Annotated in this window: 18 protein-coding genes; 5 read left to right on the top strand and 13 right to left on the bottom strand. The window is 66.3% G+C overall.

Annotation, left to right across the window (positions count from 1 at the left end; all coding sequences use genetic code 11):
* Window positions 1-103: 103 nt before the first annotated feature.
* Window positions 104-1021, bottom strand: a complete 918-nt coding sequence (locus tag PW843_14620; protein ID MDE1147833.1) for an alpha/beta hydrolase — start codon at window positions 1019-1021, stop codon at window positions 104-106.
* Window positions 1022-1261: 240 nt separating this feature from the next.
* Here PW843_14620 and PW843_14625 point away from each other — a divergent pair, with 240 nt between their 5' ends.
* From PW843_14625 to PW843_14640, 4 genes are all read left to right on the top strand, one after another.
* Window positions 1262-3115 carry a glycoside hydrolase family 9 protein gene (locus PW843_14625; protein ID MDE1147834.1) on the top strand — a complete coding sequence of 618 codons (1854 nt, stop codon included), beginning with the start codon at window positions 1262-1264 and terminating at the stop codon, window positions 3113-3115.
* Between the two features lie 134 nt (window positions 3116-3249).
* Window positions 3250-4854, top strand: a complete 1605-nt coding sequence (locus PW843_14630) for a carboxylesterase/lipase family protein (GenBank protein MDE1147835.1) — start codon at window positions 3250-3252, stop codon at window positions 4852-4854.
* A 526-nt stretch (window positions 4855-5380) separates the two neighbouring features.
* Window positions 5381-8293: a TonB-dependent receptor gene (locus tag PW843_14635; protein ID MDE1147836.1), complete on the top strand. Its 2913-nt coding sequence runs from the start codon at window positions 5381-5383 to the stop codon at window positions 8291-8293.
* A gap of 164 nt (window positions 8294-8457) precedes the next feature.
* Window positions 8458-8907: a hypothetical protein gene (locus PW843_14640; protein ID MDE1147837.1), complete on the top strand. Its 450-nt coding sequence runs from the start codon at window positions 8458-8460 to the stop codon at window positions 8905-8907.
* On the opposite strand, the gene PW843_14645 is transcribed toward PW843_14640, so the two are convergent.
* The 7 genes from PW843_14645 to PW843_14675 form a co-directional block, all read right to left on the bottom strand.
* Complete coding sequence (locus PW843_14645; protein ID MDE1147838.1) at window positions 8891-9796, bottom strand: nitronate monooxygenase family protein; 906 nt, start codon at window positions 9794-9796, stop codon at window positions 8891-8893. The two genes, PW843_14640 and PW843_14645, sit on opposite strands and share 17 nt — an antisense overlap.
* Window positions 9784-9972 (bottom strand): nitronate monooxygenase, encoded by a 189-nt coding sequence (locus PW843_14650; GenBank protein MDE1147839.1) that lies wholly within the window; start codon window positions 9970-9972, stop codon window positions 9784-9786. Before PW843_14650 ends, PW843_14645 begins: the two co-directional genes overlap by 13 nt.
* Window positions 9973-10117: 145 nt before the next feature.
* A complete protein-coding gene (locus PW843_14655) occupies window positions 10118-10330 on the bottom strand; it encodes a SlyX family protein (protein ID MDE1147840.1) in 213 nt (70 codons plus the stop codon).
* 87 nt (window positions 10331-10417) lie between these two features.
* Window positions 10418-11020: an AraC family transcriptional regulator gene (locus PW843_14660; protein ID MDE1147841.1), complete on the bottom strand. Its 603-nt coding sequence runs from the start codon at window positions 11018-11020 to the stop codon at window positions 10418-10420.
* Window positions 11021-11291: 271 nt separating this feature from the next.
* Window positions 11292-11585, bottom strand: coding sequence for a hypothetical protein (locus tag PW843_14665; protein MDE1147842.1), 294 nt, complete (start codon window positions 11583-11585; stop codon window positions 11292-11294).
* Between the two features lie 45 nt (window positions 11586-11630).
* Entirely contained in the window at window positions 11631-11786 is a 156-nt protein-coding gene (locus tag PW843_14670) for a DUF3309 family protein (protein MDE1147843.1), read from the bottom strand.
* A gap of 334 nt (window positions 11787-12120) precedes the next feature.
* Window positions 12121-12702, bottom strand: a complete 582-nt coding sequence (locus PW843_14675) for a sigma-70 family RNA polymerase sigma factor (protein MDE1147844.1) — start codon at window positions 12700-12702, stop codon at window positions 12121-12123.
* Between the two features lie 462 nt (window positions 12703-13164).
* Between PW843_14675 and PW843_14680 the strand changes: the two genes are divergently transcribed.
* Window positions 13165-13401, top strand: coding sequence for a hypothetical protein (locus PW843_14680; protein MDE1147845.1), 237 nt, complete (start codon window positions 13165-13167; stop codon window positions 13399-13401).
* Between the two features lie 121 nt (window positions 13402-13522).
* On the opposite strand, the gene PW843_14685 is transcribed toward PW843_14680, so the two are convergent.
* The 5 genes from PW843_14685 to PW843_14705 all read right to left on the bottom strand — a co-directional run bounded on the left by PW843_14685 (window position 13523) and on the right by PW843_14705 (window position 17417).
* The gene (locus tag PW843_14685) at window positions 13523-14080 is read right to left on the bottom strand and encodes an SRPBCC domain-containing protein (protein MDE1147846.1); all 558 of its coding nucleotides are present in this window, start codon (window positions 14078-14080) and stop codon (window positions 13523-13525) included.
* On the bottom strand, window positions 14077-14583 hold the full coding sequence (locus PW843_14690; GenBank protein ID MDE1147847.1) for a VOC family protein: 507 nt from the start codon (window positions 14581-14583) through the stop codon (window positions 14077-14079). The genes PW843_14685 and PW843_14690 overlap by 4 nt, the downstream gene beginning before the upstream one ends.
* A 120-nt stretch (window positions 14584-14703) precedes the next feature.
* Complete coding sequence (locus PW843_14695) at window positions 14704-15762, bottom strand: serine hydrolase (GenBank protein MDE1147848.1); 1059 nt, start codon at window positions 15760-15762, stop codon at window positions 14704-14706.
* A gap of 168 nt (window positions 15763-15930) precedes the next feature.
* A complete protein-coding gene (locus PW843_14700) occupies window positions 15931-16362 on the bottom strand; it encodes a VOC family protein (protein ID MDE1147849.1) in 432 nt (143 codons plus the stop codon).
* A gap of 71 nt (window positions 16363-16433) precedes the next feature.
* Window positions 16434-17417 (bottom strand): sialidase family protein, encoded by a 984-nt coding sequence (locus PW843_14705; GenBank protein ID MDE1147850.1) that lies wholly within the window; start codon window positions 17415-17417, stop codon window positions 16434-16436.
* Window positions 17418-17596: the final 179 nt, after the last annotated feature.

Consider the following 17596-nt stretch of genomic DNA (forward strand, 5'->3'; position numbering starts at 1 on the left):
GACGCGGGCTTCATCCCCACATCCTGCCAGCGGCCCCAGGCCGGATCAATCACCAATTGACACCGGTAACCATAAATGCGGCCGTTCCACCGCGGCGCAGCCATCACGGCATCATGCCTAGGCCACGCACCCAGGCGATGTAAAGATCCGGCCATACCGCCGCCGGCAGTCCCTGGGCGCCGCGCAGGCCGAAACCGTGGCCGCCCCTCTGGAAGATGTGCATTTCCGCCGGCACCTTGGCGGCGTGCAGGGCGGCATAAAAACGCAGGCTGTTCTCCACCGGCACCGACGGGTCGTCATCGGCATGCAGCAGGAAGGTGGGCGGCGTCTGGGCCGTCACCGCGCGTTCCGTGGAATAGGCCGCGTCCTGGGCCGGCGTAGGGCTTTCGCCCAGCAATTGGGCGCGGGAGCCCTTGTGCGCGATGGCCGGGTCCATGCTGGCCACCGGATAGACCAGGGCCAGGAAATCGGGCCGGGCCGACTGCTGGTCCACGGCATCGCGGGGCGTATAGACTGGCGCGTTATACCGCGTGCCCAGGCTGGCCGCCACGTGTCCACCGGCCGACAGCCCCATGGCGCCGACGCGGCGGGGATCGACGCCCCATTCCGCCGCCCGCGCGCGGATCAGCCGCAGGGCGCGTTGCGCGTCCTGCAAGGGTACGTCGGCGGCATGGTCATGTCCTTCGCCCGGCAGACGGTAGGTCAGGACGAAGACGGTGATGCCGGCAGCGCTGAGTCGCCGGCCGATCTCATCGCCTTCCTTGTCCACCACCACCCAGCGATAGCCGCCGCCGGGCATCACCAGCAGGGCGGTGCCGTTGGGATGGTCCGGACGATAGAGCGCCAGGTGCGGCCGGGTGATGCCCAAGGTGTAGCGGTCGTTCAGGGTGGCGGGATCGGCACTGCGCTCCACCACCGCCTCCTTGATCGCCAGCTTTTCCGAGCCCGGGCCGACGCCATCGGCCGGCCAGATGGGGAAGGGTGGTGGTGGTTCCGCCGCGCGCGCGGGCATGGTCAGCATCAGGACCAGGGCACCGATGATGGCGAGTCGCCCTTGGAAACCGGTGTCATGAAAAAGGTGGTTGCGGGCGCGCACAATGGTTCCTCCCAGCCTTATTGCTTGTGGCCGGCAAGCATGAACCGACCCATACGGCCCGCCAAGGGAAAAGACGGGTATGCTTGTCATCGTCCCGCACTTGCCTTCCGCGCCCCGCCGCCCTTTAACTCGGGGCAATAAATCTGTGAGGAGGACGTGCCTGTGATGAAGCGCTTCGCGGCCCGGTCGGGCCTGATTCTGGGGATGATGCTGTCAACCACCGCCCTGGCGCAGGAGGGGGCGCCCAGTGCCATCGCCCTCAACCAGACCGGCCTGGAAAGCCAGGGGCCGAAGCTGGCTATCCTGGCCGATCCCTCGGAGACACCGCTGGCCTGGAAACTGACGGACAGCCAGGGGCGCTTGGTGGCGGCGGGACGGACACGGGTGTTCGGCGCCGACACGGCCTCCGGCCAGCACGTCCATCAGGTCGACTTTTCCGATGTGCGCCAGGCGGGCGATGGTTTCCGCCTGACGGTGGGCGGGCAATCCAGTCGCCCCTTCGCTCTTATCGCTCAGCCGGACGGCCGCCTGGCCCGCACCGCCTTGTCCTTCTTCTACCAGCAACGTAGCGGCGTCCCCATCGAGGCGGCGCTGGTGGAGCGGCCGGAACTGGCGCGCCCGGCGGGCCACCAGCCGGACACGGCCACCTGCTTTGACCAGGCCGATCCCAAGGGCCAGGTCTGGCCCGGCTGCGATTACTCCCTGGACGTCAGCCGCGGCTGGTACGACGCCGGCGACCAGGGCAAGTATGTGGTCAACGGCGGTATCTCCGTCTGGACCCTGGTGAACGCCTATGAGCGCGCCAGCCTGCTGCACCGGGCCCATGCCCTGGCGGCCATGGCGGACGGTGCCCTGGCGGTGCCGGAGCATGGCAATGGCGTGCCCGACATCCTGGATGAGGCGCGGTTCGAACTGGAGTTCCTGCTGGCCATGCAGGTGCCCGAAGGCAAGACGGCATCCGTGCCGCTGGGCGACCAGCATGACGCCGCCGGTCATTACGCGCTGACCAAAATCGATGCCGGTGGCCTGGTCCACCAGAAGATCGGCGATGTGCACTGGACCGGCCTGCCGACCGCGCCGGCGGATGACCATGTACCGCGCTATCTCTATTATCCCACCACCGCCGCGACCCTGAACCTGGCCGCCGTGGCGGCACAGGCGGCGCGGGTGTGGAAAGACATCGACCCCGCCTTTGCCGGCCGCTGCCTGGCGGCGGCGCGGCGCGCCTATGACGCCGCCCGGCGGCATCCTGACGTCTACGCCCAGGTGTCCTTCGCCGGCAGCGGCGGTTACGGCGACCCCCATGTGGAGGATGAGTTCTACTGGGCCGCGGCCGAACTGTTCGCCACGACGGGGGAGGCGCCCTACCTGGCGGCGTTGCGCGCCTCGCCCTTCTTCATCGGCGCCCGCCCCACCGGCGACCTGACCTGGGGAAGCGTGGCGACGGCCGGTACGGTCACGTTGGCGCTGGTGCCGGGCCGCCTGGACCAGGCTGATGCGGCGCGCGTGCGTGGGCAGCTGACCGCCATGGCCGATGCCTACATGGCGGATGAGGGCAAGGGCGGTTACCGCCTGCCGTACGCGCCGGCCGCATATCCCTGGGGTTCCAACGGCGCGCTGCTGAACCGGGCCCTGGTGCTGGGCATCGCCTATGACCTGACGGCCAAGGCCGCCTATCGCACCGGCGTGGTCGATGCCCTGGATTATGTGCTGGGCCGCAATCCCCTGGACCGGTCCTTCGTCACCGGCTTCGGCGTGCGGCCCATGCGCAACCCGCACCACCGATTCTGGGCACATCAACTGAACGCCGCCTATCCGTCGCCACCGTCCGGCGTGTTGTCGGGCGGCCCCAACTCCTCCGCCATGGACGACACTGTCGCCAAGGCGCTGAAGGGCAAGTGTGCGCCGCAGCTGTGCTGGGTCGATGACATCGGCGCCTATACGATGAACGAGGTCACCATCAACTGGAACGCGCCCCTGGCCTGGACCGCCCTGTGGGTGGATGACACCGCACCCTAAAAATCCCTCTTCACAAGCTCAAGGAAACCGGTGTCATATAAGCATCCGGAGTCCAAACGCCTCCGGCCATAAAGAATAGGGAGGGAGGCATGGACCCGGTGCGACCGTTCCGTGCGACGGAAAGTCATGCTTGCTTGTCATCGCTTGAGGCCGACCGGCGCCAGGTTCTGGGCTGGGGGCTTGGGACCGCGGCCACCCTGGCGCCATTGAGCCGGGCAGGGGCCGCGACGACCGCCCCGGTGGTGCAGACCCGCCATGGCCGGATACGCGGCCGGCGCATCGATGGCGTCGATGTGTTCAAGGGTATCCGCTACGGCGCCGATACCGGCCCGCGCCGTTTCCAGCCGCCGCAGCCACCAGCCCCGTGGGCGGAGGTGCGCGACGCCGTGGCTTACGGCGCCGCCAGCCCGCAAAGCCATTTCGATGAGCCGATGGCGGAGGACTGCCTGTTCCTGAACGTCTGGACGCCGGCAGCGAAGCCGGGTGGTCAACGGCCAGTGATGGTCTATATCCATGGCGGCGCCTATTCCCATGGCTCGGGCAGCGATGCGCTGTATGACGGCACGCGGCTGTGCCGGCGTGGTGATGTGGTGGTGGTCACCCTGAACCACCGCCTGAACGCTTTCGGACACCTGTATCTGGGGCGCCTGGCGGGGCCGGCCTATGCCCAATCGGGCAATGTCGGCATCCTGGATCTGGTGCTGGCCCTGCAATGGGTGCGCGACAACATCGGAAATTTCGGCGGCGATCCGGCCCGAATCATGCTGTTCGGCCAGTCGGGCGGCGGTGCCAAGATCGCCACCCTGATGGCGACACCGGCGGCCCAAGGCCTGTTCCACCGCGCCGCCACCATGAGCGGCCAGCAGGTCACCGCTTCCGGCCCGCTGAACGCCACCGCCCGCGCCACGGCCTTTTTGGCCGCCTTGGGCCTGACGCCGGAGCGGGTGGGGGAACTGGCGACCTTGCCGGCGGACCGGCTGGTGGCGGCGCTGTCGGCCGCCGACCCCATCAACGGCGTGGCCGGCCAATCCATGGGCGGCCTGTACTGGGGCCCCGTGCTGGACGACCAGGTGCTGTCGCGTCACCCCTTTTATCCCGACGCCCCGGCCCAGTCGGCCGCCATCCCCATGATCATCGGCAACACGCATGATGAGACGCGGCTGCTGATCGGCGGCGGCGACCCCGCCATCTTCACCCTGACCTGGGATCAGGTGCCGGCCCTGCTGGCCCGCCACATGCGGGTCGATATCAGCCCCGACCTGGTGGTGGCGGAATATCGCCGCCTGTACCCGGCGTATACGCCCGCCGACGTCTTCTTCTCCGCCACCACCGCCGGCCGGTCCTGGCGGGCCGCGGTGGTGGAGGCGGAGTTGCGCGCGGCCCAGGGGGCGCCCGCCTATGCCTACCAGCTGAACTGGGCCACGCCCAAGGACGGCGGCAAATGGGGGGCGCCGCACACGCTGGATATCCCCCTGGTGTTCGACAACGTCCACGTGCCGGGGGCGCTGTGCGGTCCGTCGATGGAAGCGCAACGCATGGCGGACCAGATGAGCAGCGCTTTCATCGCCTTCGCCCATGGCGGCGATCCCAACGCCGCCGGGGCGCAGCACTGGACGCCCTACACCCTGCCGGGGCGCGAAACCTTTGTTTTCAATCAGGAAAGCCGGTTGGAACAGGATCCGCGCGGCGCTGAGCGGCAGCTGTTCGCCCGCGTGCCTTTCACCCAGCAGGGCACCTGACGTTCCGCACTTTTGCGATCAGGTTCCGAAAGCGTGATGGAACAGCGATGCAAACAACTCTTGGTGCTTGCATCTACCGGTAACCGGTGTCATTTTAGAAAAAACGGCGGCTGGCCTGCGGGCCCATAAGCTGCTGACAAATGGGAGGCTGCGGGATGGTATCGCGCATGAGCATGAGGGGCGCCGTCGCCAGGCGTTTGCCCCCCGTCCGCCTAAGGCATCAGCACGCATCAACATTTCCGGACGGCGCCGCAATGCCGGCGCTTGTTCAATCCGCGCGCCGACGCTGACCGTTTGGCGCGCGGGCCAGGTGGGCCGGCTGGGGGCTGGTCTTTTCAGCGATTAAAAATGACACCGGTCCCAAAAGTGGGATCACGACAGGGAAGGTCGGGCGGCGCATCAATCAGGCGACAACGTTTGGTTATTCTGGGAACACTCCGTTCAAGCGGGATTGGTCCTGAGCGCGGCACGGCCAAAGAAAACAACAAGCCAAAACAAAACAAGGTTGAACGGAGGAATACGTCAAATGCTGAAGACCGTGAGTCGGGCGCGGTGCCGCAAGTCGTCCATCCACATTTCTGGCATCCGCATTTCCGCAAGCCGTATCGCGCTGATGGTGGCCTTGGCCGCCGGGGGGATGGCCGGCGGGACGGCGTGGGGTGCCGATGACCAGGCCGGCCAGCACCCGCCCGCCGACCAGGCGGCACCGGTGCCGCCCCCTGTGCCGGGAACCACGGCGGTGGCGCCGGGCGGGGCTGACTCGCTGGATGAGATCATCGTGACCGGTTTCCGCCGCAGCCTGGATCTGGCGCTGCAGAACAAGCGTGAGGCCGCCGGCGTGGTCGACAGCATCGTGGCGGAAGACATCGCCAAGTTCCCCGACAACAACCTGGCGGAATCCATCCAGCGCATCCCCGGCGTCGCCATCAGCCGCGACGCGGGCGAGGGCCGGCAGATCTCCGTCCGCGGCCTGGGCCCCAACTTCACCCGCGTGCGGGTGAATGGCATGGACGCCATGGCCAGCACCGGCAGTTCCGACGCCCAGGGCGGCAACAACCGCTCCCGCGCCTTCGACTTCAACGTCTTCGGGTCGGAACTGTTCAGTAATTTGAGCGTGGTGAAGACCCCCTCGGCCGACCAGGAGGAAGGCTCCCTGGGCGCCGGCGTCGATCTCAGCACCCCGCATCCCCTTGATTTCGGGGGCTTCAAGCTCGCCATCAACGGCAAGGTGGACTACAACGACCAGAATGAGAAGGCGACGCCCCGCGGCGCCATCCTGCTGAGCGACACCTTCGCTGACGGCAAGCTGGGCGCCCTGATCTCCTTCGCCTATTCCAAGCGCGACACCCTGCAGCTGAGTTCGGAAACCACGCGTTGGGCGTCCAACGCGTCCAACGCCACCTCCACTTATAACGGCGGCGTCACGGCCCCCGCCTCGTTGGCCGCCGTGAACGCATCCAACGTCTTCATGCCCCGCATCCCGCGCTACAGCGTCTATGAATACAATCAGGAACGCGCCGGCATGGTGACGTCCTTCCAGTACAAGCCGGATGAGGACACGCTGATCAGCCTGGACGGCCTGTATTCCGACCTGTGGGGCAACCGCACGGAAAACGACCTGGAAGCCATCGGCTTCAGCCAGGCGCGCACCACGGTGGGCAGCATCGTCACCGGCAAGCCGGTGATCCAGGTGACCTCCGCCACCATCGACCCCAGCGGCAATCTGGTGGCCGGCACCTTCAACAATGTCGGTATCCGGTCGGAGTCCCGCTACGACGTGCTGAGCACGGTGTTCGGCCAGGAAACCCTGACCATCAAGCACAACTTCTCCAAGGATTTCCGGGTCAACGCGATGGGCGGCTATTCCATCTCGTCCTTCAGCAACCCGGTGCAGACGACCATCACGCTCGATAACCCGAACAGCAACGGCTATTCCTACAGCTACCTGGCCAACAGCCGCCTGCCGGTGCTGAAATACGGCTTCGATGTCACCAACCCCGCCAATTGGCAGTTGATCAACGGCCTGTCCAACATTCGCCTGCGGCCCAACGGCACCCAAAACAGCTATGGCGACGGTGACCTGAACTTCGAATACGACCTCACCAACGAACTGACGGTGAAGGCCGGCGTCCAGTTCAAGGATTTCACCTTCAACACCTGGAACAAGACGCGCGCCTCGGAAATCGCCGTGCCGACGTTGCCGGCCGGCACCACGCTGGCCAGCCTCATCACCCAGGGCGGCGGTGTCGCGGGTTTCGCCCCGGCCGGCACGCCTGCGACCTGGGCGGTGGCCGATATCGACGCCTTCGCCCGCGCGCTGAACATCTACAGCAACACCGGCACCTTCAAGGTCAGCGAGTCCGGCACCGGCTCGCTGGGCAGCAACTATTCGGTTGAAGAAAAGGACTGGGGATATTACGTCCAGGCCGACTTCCACACCGACCGCCTGGGCCTGCCCATCCGCGGCAACCTAGGCGGCCGGTTCGTCACCACCGACCAGACCTCCTCCGGTTACCAGGCGGTGGGCAGCGCGCCCACCTGGGTGACGGTCAATACCGACTACAACAAGTTCCTGCCGTCCATGAACCTGGTGGGTGAGGTGACCAGCGACTTCCTGGTCCGTGCCGCCTTGGCCCAGGTGATGGTGCGCAACGACCTGTCCTCGCTGAACCCCGGCGGCAGCGTCAACGTGGCCGGCACCAACCGCACGGTCACCTCGGGCAACCCCTACCTGAAGCCGATCGAGGCCAAGACCGCCGACCTGTCGTTCGAGTATTACTTCGCGCCGCAGTCGCTGATTTCCGTCGGCCTGTTCTACAAGGACATCAACAGCTACGTGCAGACCTTGAGCGAGAACAAGGTCTACAACACCTCTGGCCTGCCGCTCAGCCTGCTGAACGGCACGGGGCTCACGGGTGGCGAGGTCTTCACCTTCAGCACGCCGGTCAACACCAAGGGCGGCGACCTGAAGGGTGTGGAGGTCAACTATCAGCAGCCCTTCAACTTCCTGGACGGGTGGTGGTCCAACTTCGGCCTGCTGGCCAACTACACCCACGTGGAATCCAGCATCAACTACCTGATCTCCGCCACCTCCACCGCGACGCAGATCGCCGACCTCGTCGGCCTGTCCAAGAACGCCTACAACGGCACGCTGTACTACGATGACAAGACGTTCAGCGCCCGTATCTCCGCCGCCTACCGCAGCGGTTACCTGACCCAGGTACCCGGACGCAACGGCAACGACGTCGAAGGCACCAATTCCACCATCAACGTGGACTTTGCCTCGTCCTACGCGGTGAACGAGCAACTGAGCTTCAGCTTCAACGCCATCAACCTGACCAATGAGTGCAACGACCAGTATGTCGGCACCGTCAACCGCCTGAACTACTACAACTGCACCGGCCGCATTTACGAGGCCGGCTTTTCCTTCAAGTACTGATCCGGCAAGTACGGATCCCAGACGAAATAGCCGGGACGTGGGTTCGAGGCGGCGTCCCGGTTTTCTGATCCTCTGCCACGCACTCTTCGCTGCGACTCTCCCAGCGCGCCGGCCCCTACCGGCGCGCTTTTTTCTTGCCGGCCGGATCGGGGCGTAACACCTTGATGGCAGGGCAGAATGGACTGGGGGCGGGTGCCATGGCGGCGATGGGGATGGGCACCCGCATGGTGTCGGTGGGCCTACTGACCTTCATCATTTCCTCCGCCGCCCTGAGCCAGGATGCCCCCCAGACATTGCTGCCCTTGGCGCCACCCTCATCCCAAGCCGGCCCCAGGGCTGCGCCCGCAGCGCCCCAAGGGGCCGTTCAAGGTGAAATCACGGTCGAGGCGCCGCCCTTCACCATGCCCGATCCCTTGGAGCAGGAGCGGTTCCTGCGGGAGGAGGCGGAGAAGTGGCGCTTCGCCAACCAGGAAACCTACTTCACCGCCAGCCGTGAGGATCAATTCCTGCGCCTGCCGGAGATGAACACCGGCACCACGCTGGACCAGCGCTACCTGGGCAGCTTGCTGCACCCCTGCAAGCTGAACCTGGCGCACGTCATCGAGTGCCGCTGAGGCGGGCCAGGGCTTCCTCTGCCAGCACCCGCGTCAGTTCGCCGGCGGGCAGGGCCTTGGCCAGCCGCGCGGCCTGGCCGGACCACTGGTTGGTGAAATCGCCATGCCCCGCCGCTTCCGCCTTGGTGCGCAAGGGGATCAGCGCGCCGCCGGCGGTGGGGAAGGCGGGCGGGGCGGAGGACAGGGGCCCCACCTCACGCATCAGGCGGTTCACCACGCCGCGGGCCGGCCGACCGGTGAACAGGTTGGTCAGGGCTGTGCCGTCGTCGGCCACACTTTCCAGTGCCTGACGGTGGATTTCGGGGATCTTGGCCTCCGGGCTGAACAGATAGGCGGTGCCGATCTGCACGGCCGACGCGCCCAGGGCCAGGGCCGCCACCACGCCGCGCGCGTCGGCGATGCCGCCGGCCGCGATCACCGGCACCGACACGGCGTCAGCCACCTGCGGCACCAGGGCGAAGGTGCCGACTTGGGTTGCCATGTCATCGGACAGGAAGTTGCCGCGATGGCCGCCGGCCTCCAACCCCATGGCGATGATGGCGTCAACGCCGTGATGCTCCAGCCAGCGCGCCTCGGCCACCGTGGTGGCGGAGGAGATGACCTTGGCACCGGCGGCCTTCACCCGCTCCAGCAGCAGCTTGCCCGGCAGGCCGAAGTGGAAACTGACCACCGCCGGCCGGATCTCCTCCACCAGGGCGCAGAAGTCGGCGTCGAAGGGCGTGCGGCCCCCGGCCGGCGGCGTGGCTTCCGGATCCAGGCCCAGTTCCACGTAGTAAGGCGCCAGGCGGGCACGCCAGGCCAGGGCACGTGCCGGATCCGGCACCGGTGGGGTGTGGCAGAAGAAGTTGATGTTGAAGGGGCGACCGGTGGCGCCCTTTACCTCCGCCACCGCGGCGCGCAGGCCATCCAGCGTGTATTGCGCGCCGGGCAGGGAACCCAGAGACCGCCCGCGTTGCTGACAGCCGTCACCATGGCGGGGGTGGTGGCGCCCGCCATGGGCGCCTGGATGATGGGGGTTTCGATTCCGAACAGGTCCAGGATACGGCGATCGGGCCAGGTGGTCATCTTGGGAACTCCCTCTGTCATGGCGCCGCGGGGCCGGTGCGCTACCTCGACACCAGCGGACGGCCTGCCATCCAGCAAAAGCTTGCTCACCCCATTGATCAACGCCCCTTTCCGCTGGTCTGTCACCGCGGTTTGGCGGGGCCGATCACCAGTGCGGCGGCGGCTTTTCATCCTGGGGGGAGGGGCGCCAGCCGGCCTCCGCCTCCTGCAGCCGGGTCAGCAGCCGGCGCAGGCGGGCCGTCAGCATGTCGATCATCTGGCCCTGGTCGGCCACCACCTGGGACAATTCCTCCGCCATGCGCTCATGATGGGCGATGCGGGTTTCCAGTTCGATGAGCCGTTGCTCGATCTGATCCATGGGAGCGGGCCTTATCAGGGGTGTTGTCCGGCTCGATGGTCCGGGCGGGCCCCTCTATAGCACCGGCCGCGTGCTGTTGGAAAAAGATCAGGCCGCCTGGTCCGATGCCGTGACCGCCGCCGGATTGACCGCTTTGGAGGTGCCTGGCGGCGTGTCTTGGGCGTGCCGCCGCCAGGCGCCCGGCGTCATGCCCACGGTCTGGCGGAACAGGCGGCTCAGGTGCGCCTGGTCGGCCAGGCCGCAGGCCAGGGCGATGTGTGACAGGGGTTCCGGCGTCCGGGTCATCAGATGCTTGGCGCGCTCCACCCGCTGGTGGATGACATATTGGGTGAACGGCATGCCGAAGGTGATGCGGAACGCGCGGGAGAAATAGCTGGTGCTGAGACGCGCCAAGTCGGCCACGTCGCGGATGCGCACGGCCTCCGCCAGATGCTGGTCGATGTGCGCCTGGACGCGGCGCACCTGCCAAGGCGCCAGGCCGCCGGTGGCCGGTGGCGTATCGCTCAGGCTATCGCGCAGCAGTTCCGCCGCCCGTTGCAGGCAATCCGCTGCCGCCGGCCTGTCCTGTTCCAGCAAGGCCAAGGTGTCGTGCAGCAGCGCCACGATGCGCTCACGACGCTGGATGACACCGGAAACTGGGCGACTGACGCCGGAAGCGCTTGCGCCAAACACGGGCACGATGCTGAGCATGGCGACAATCCTCGTTCAAACGCGGCGCCGATCACCGCATTTCCCGGGGGCCAAGATCAGGCCGGGCCTCAATGGTGTCGAATAAATGGATGAAAATTGGCGCTAATTCCGTAAGCCTGATCCCGGTGGATTGCTGTATTATTTCCATAATCTTCCTTATCGGTTTTTCTTATGTAGACGGATGGACTCAAAAACCAAGTGCGACTTCCCCGCCGTGCGCATGGACGCCGTGGGCAGCCACGGCGTCCATGCCTTTTGCCGATGTCGGGTTTCAGCCCGCGCTGGCGGTCTTGCCGGCATCCTCTTCGGTGCCGTCGCCCAGGGCGGCCAACGCGGCCTTGATGGCGCTCATCTGCTCCGCGGTCTTGGGCGGTTCGCCGGTGGTCATGTTCTCTTCCGACGCCACCATCATCAGGTGCACGTCATGCTCCCAATGGCGCAGCAGCAGGACCTTTTCCGCCCGGTTCAGTTGGTCGCAGACCACCAGGTCGTGGGGCGTTTCGAAATAGCGCGATACATCGCCGAGCAGCGTGTCGATGTCTGGGATGGCCTCGTGAACAGTCATGATGAACCTCCCTTGTGATTCAATTGGTTGTCTGGTCGTGGTGCGTCAGACCCGACCGGTCAGCACCAGGACAAGAACGACGATGAGCACAATGCTCAACAGGCCGCTGGGGCCATAGCCCCATCCCCGGCTGTGGGGCCAACTGGGAAAGGCGCCCAGCAGCAGCAGAATCAAGACGACGAGCAGGATGGTGCCGAGCATGGTTTCCTCCGAAGTTCGCCGCTGTTGATTTGTAACCGCCTGGCGTTAGGCGGGTGCGCCGGCTTGATGATCCGCCGCCATCACCGTCCGACGAGACTGGGTCCGGTGAACCTTGGCCTGCCGGGCCTGCGCTGAAGAAAGCGCTTGCTGCTCCGCCACGGGCCCCGCTTTCCGGCACTCAGCGGCCCAGCCATCAGCTTTACGGGTGGTACCGACAGACGCCGACAGCCATTGCCCGGACATCCGGCTCCACTGTGCGGCATCGCGCGACCAAGGCTTCCTCTCAGGCACTTCACCTAATTCCTTATTCCTGAATGATACCGTGACTTGCGGTTCAGTGGCTGCTGGCCGTGGTGTGGGAACGATCCCAGGCGCTGGCGGCCCCCAGCGTGGCGGTGGTGTCGATGCCGAGCCCCTGCCCGTCCAGGCCCATCAGGTCGGCCAGCTTGGCCCGGCCGCGGTTCACGCGGCTTTTGATTGTGCCCAGCGCGCAGCCGCAAATCTCGGCCGCTTCCTCATAACTGGCGCCGGTGCCGCCCACCAGGACCAGCGCCTCGCGCTGTTCCACCGGCAGCTTCATCAAGGCCACTTTCAACTCGCGGCTGGCGATGCCCCATTCCTGTTCCGGATTGATGGTCAGGCGGGCGGTATGCACGCCATCGGGATCCGCCACTTCGCGCTGCTGGTGCTTGGCGATGGAGTAATAGCGGTTCCGCAGGATGGTGAAGAGCCAGGCGCGCAGGTTGGTGCCGGGGGTGAACTGGGCGCTGTGGGACCAGGCGCGGACGATGGCGTCCTGCACCAAATCATCCGTGTCGGCGGCGTTGTTGGTCAACGACCGCGCGAAGGCGCGCATCGCCGGGATCAGCTTGATCAGTTCGTTGCGAAAGGTGGGCGATGTCTCAGCGGATTGCATGGGGTCACCCCTTTTTTCGGTGGGCCCTTACGTAAGCGGGCTCGTGAGCGTCTTCACGAATAATCACGCGTTCCTGACAGCATTTCCTGGAACTGTATCGCCGCGATTTCGTGTTTTCTCTATCGTCACTATAAGCAAACGCCGTCTACAGCGTCCCTCCACAATTCGGGAAAATCCCTAGGTTTAAGGCTGTATTTAATCGGTCTACTCGGCCGATGGCCTATGACCATCCGATTATCCATGCACCGCGGGATGGAGGGCGGGGTTAGTCTATTCAACAGCGAAAAAGGGATATTCTGTGGTACCGGCGCCGACGGTTCCCTACGCCCATCGCGATGCTGCCATGCCGCGTGGGCGTAGGTGAAAAGGCGCTTATCCCGTTGCCGGCGCGGAACAAAGCCACCGGCCGCCGCTTTAGTCATTGAGCGAACGGCCTAGGCCCGGCTTTTTTGGAAGGACGTCATGATCAAGCGGCAAAAGAACATTGAATTTCAATACCATCACGGCTCCGGCCCGATCATGGCGGCGACCAATCCGGCGCGCGCGGCCTATGCCGCCCCCTCTGACGCCCTACAGGACATGGTCGACCAGCACATCCGGGAGATGTACTGCGAAGCTGTGGCGGAGCCCCTGCCCGCCGAAATCCTGGCCTTGCTGGGCCGATTGGGTTTGACGGAGGCCAAGCAGCGCCTCAACTGACGTTCCGGTTCGGCACATGGCGGGCCAGGAATAGGCCCAGATGAAAGGCCGGTCCCCCGAAAGAGGGACCGGCCTTTGAACAACCCCTGCCCGTGGACGGTGGTTCCCGGCCGTTACCGCCTCAGGCCGGCGGACCCTGTATCCGGGTCAGGTAGTCGGCCAATTGGTCCCAGGTGCCGCTGAAGCCCAGGCGCATGCCTTCCAGCCCGGCGGCGAAGGTCGCCTGTTCCTCCACCGTCGCCTCAAAGGGCACGCCGGTGCTGTCCACGCGGGTGCGGCCGGGCCCCTCCTTCACCAGGCTGACGGTGCTCAGGACCTCCAGCGGCCAGGTGGGGTTCATGGGATGGCGGATGGGCGTGCCCCCGGCGTCGGTGAAGGACGCCAGGAAGGCCAGATGGCCGGGGGTGACCTCGCCCGCCGCGTTCCGGGTGGGGGGCGTGATCTCGCGGAACGTCCATTTTCCCCACATTGTGAAGGCCGCACCCAGGCCGCCCGGCGGCTGCATGCCGTAAAGGAAGGTGCCGCCCGGCCGCAGGTCCATTTCCCCCAATACCCAGGTGAAACCCTTCGGTCCCCACCACAGGCGCAGGCGTTCCGGCTCCGTGAACGCCTGCCACAGCAGGCCCATGCCGGCATGGAAGGTGCGCGACAGGCGGAATTCGGGAACAGGGCCCCTCATTGTTCTTTCTCCGGCAGGTGTTCTTTCTCCAGCAGATCCATCGCGGGCGGGCATGGTTCGCCCGGCGCCGGCAGGGCATGGGCGAAACTCCAGCGGTGGCCGAAGGGATCGGCCACCTGCCCATAACGGGCGCCCCAGAAGGCATCCATGGCCGGCATGGTGATGGTGGCGCCGGCGGCGATCGCTCGCTCCATGGCGGCGTCGCAGTTCGGCACCTCCACATGCAACGCCACGGTGGTGCCGCCCAGTTCTGTCGGCGGCACGTTCAGGGGCATGTCGGCCGTCCGGTATTCCGGGAAGTCGTCCCGCACGAACAGCCGGGTGCCGTTGATGCTGATTTCCGAATGCAGCAGGCGCTGGCCGTCCGGCGCCACCAGGCGCGCCAGTTCCGTGGCGCCCAGCGCCCGCACATAGAATTCCAGCGCCGCCTTGGCGTCGCTCACCACCAGATGGGGGATGACGCCTTGCTGCGGCGGCGGATTGGGGGCGGTGTCGGATGACATGAGAATCCTCCCACATACTCAGGTCAGGCCGGCGCCCCCTCATAAGGCACCGACCGCGCCCGAGTATGCCCGCACCACCATCCCGGCCGGGAACTCTTCCGTCTAGGCATTCGCCCCGGATCAGCCCCCCACCTGGCCGCGCAGGAAGGCCAGGAAGGCAGGGCTGGCGTTCAGTTTCTCAAACACCGGGATGACGATGTTGAAACCGTTGTCGCTGTTGGTCAGGACGACGGCACCGCGCCGGCTGGTGGGGCTGTACCAGGCGAAGGTGGCGACACCTTCGTCCTTGCCGGTGTGCATCATCACGGTTTCGCCCTGGAACTCCAGCACCTGCCAGCCCAGGCCGAAACCGGCGCGGGGCGGGCAACTGGCGGCCTTGGCCCCCTGGCACATGTCGTCCATCAGGCTGACCTGGATACGGCGCCGATCCTGTGCCACCATTGCCGCCAGATCCTGGTCCTTCATGGCGCTGGCCATGAAGCGGGCATAGTCGCCGGCCGTGGTGTAGAGCATGTCGGCGGCGTTGTAATGCACGGTGAAGGACGGCTCCATCGCCCGGCCCTGGGCGTCGGTCGGCACGGCGATGCGGCCGTCGAACCAGGACGGGTGGCCGCTGGCGGTGTCGTTCATGCCCGCCGGCTTGAACAGCACGGCCTGTGCCAAGCCTTCGAAATCCTTGCCCGTCTTCTTTTCCACGTACCGTGCGACGTATTCATACCCCTCGCCCGAATAGCCGTAGGCCGTGCCGGGCGTGAAGGTGAAGGCCAGGGGCTTGTCGTGCCCGCGCCAGTTGGGGAAACCGGTCTGGTGGCTGAGCGCCAGGCGGGCCGTCAGCTTCAGCCGGCGGTCGTCGCCGGCGATGTCGGGATCGGTCCAATAGTCGGCCATGGGCGCGTCCAGTGACACCGTGTGCTGCGACGCCAGCCGCAGCACTACCTCCGCCGTGATGGGCTTGGTCAGCGAGGCCACGTTATAGAGCGTCGTGGGCGTGGCCTTCACGCCGGGGCTCTGTTCACCATAGGCGGCGGTCAGCACCACCTTGCCGTCCTCGATCTCGGCGATCGAGACGCTGGCCACCTTGGCGTCCACCAGCAGGCCGGGCAGCGCCTGGTCCAGCGCCGCGCGCGTTTCCTGGGGCGATGCCGCCGCCACGCCGGCCACCAGCATCGCCGTTCCCATGATACCCAATCCCCACCGCATCCCCGCCTCCATCTTGGTTAATGACCATGAGGGGATCATGCGGCGGTGGTGTGGGCAAGCCGAAGAAACCGTTCGGTTGCAAAGCGGTAGCAAATTTCCCTGGGCCCGCAACAGAGGAACGGGGCCGTTACATCCCGCCGCCCCGGCCTACTTGGCGAAGATCAGGGATTCGTCACGGAAGGCCTTGAATTCCAAGGCGTTACCGCTGGGGTCGAACAGGAACATGGTGCCCTGCTCCCCCACCTGGCCCTTGAAGCGGACATAGGGTTCGATGACGAAGGTCTGGTCATGGGCACGCAGACGGTCCGCCAGGGCCGTCCAATCGTCCCAGGCCAGGATCAGGCCGAAGTGCGGCACCGGCACGTCATGCCCATCCACCGGGTTGTGATCGCGTGACGGGCCGGTCGCGCCCTCGACCAAATGGGCAACGATTTGATGGCCATAGAGGTCAAAGTCCACCCAATCCGGTGAACTGCGCCCCTCCGCGCAGCCCATGACATTGCCGTAGAAGGAACGGGCGGCGGCCAGGTCATGGACCGGGAAAGCCAGGTGGAAACGGGGACGATCTGTCATGTTCATCCACTTTCTTAAGTGTGGTGTATTTATATAAATCAGCAAGTTATCGATGATGCTTAAGGTGATAAATCACCTTAAGGCGCAAGCTCCAGCACGGTGGCGTCGATGCGCCGGATGCCGTCTTCACCCGCCATGTAATAAACCACCAGCACCCGCCCGTCGGCCAGCAACGTCGCCCAGGGATATCCCAGATCCGGTCCCGGGCCGTCGTCACGCAGGATGATCTCTGCCCCATCCTCCGGCTGCTGGGTGTCCGGGTGATAGATGCGGGCGCGGATGCCGTAGGGGGCGTGGCGATAGCCATAAACCAGGAACACCCGCCCATCCGGCAGGGGCAGCGGATCGAAGGGATGGCCGACCACGGCGGTCAGGCGCCAGGGCGACCAGCTGGCGCCCTCGTCATCCGATACGGCGAGCGCCAGCTGGTCGCCCATGCCGGCGGTGCGGTGGAAGGCGATGATGCGACCGGCCGGGGTGCGCAGCAGCGCCGGTTCCACCAGACAGCCCTGGCCGGCGGCATCATGGGCGATGGGACCCAGCGGGCGCCAGGCATAGCCGCCGGGATTTGACGGATCGGGATCGGCGTGGAACAGATGGGTACCGCGCCGGCCGTGGGCGCCGCCGGCGTAGATGGCCTGCAGGATGCCGCCGCCGGGCAGCAGGGCCGGCCGCCCCCGTATCGCCCCGCCATGATGGGGCCGCACGCCGGCCAGCAGATCCGGTTGTCCCGGCAGCGGCGGCAGGAAGGTGTGGGGTGTCCAATTCCGCCCCTGCCCGTCGCCGATGCGGGCATAGCCGCCCCAGAACAGGAACAGGCCGCTGTCCTCCGCCGTGCCGACCAGCGGGCCGCCAGCCGCACGAATGGCGTCGGCCAGGCGTGGCGCCAACGGGTACCAGGAAAAGCCGGTCACCAGCAGGCGGCCATCGGGCAGCAGGGCCAGGTTGGCATCCTGGTCCGCCGTCTCGCCATCCGGCGGCAGGATCTCCAGTCTCGCCCAGCGGCGCCAGGCTGCGGCCGTCCAGCTGCAGCAGCACATGCTGTGATCGGCTGTCGACATGGTCCACGCTCATCAACCCGGACTGGTCGGCCAGCCCCAGGGCGCGGGCGAACCAGCGCTGGTCGCGCGCCCGGCGGAACAACAGGGCCACCGTCCCGTCTGCCAGCGTCGCCACTGCGGGGAACGAGGCGTAATAGCGCTCATCCCGGTACAAGGTCAGATGCTGCATCTCGGGCACC

It is taken from the genome of Azospirillaceae bacterium, from assembly GCA_028283825.1.
Classification (GTDB): Bacteria; Pseudomonadota; Alphaproteobacteria; order Azospirillales; family Azospirillaceae; genus Nitrospirillum.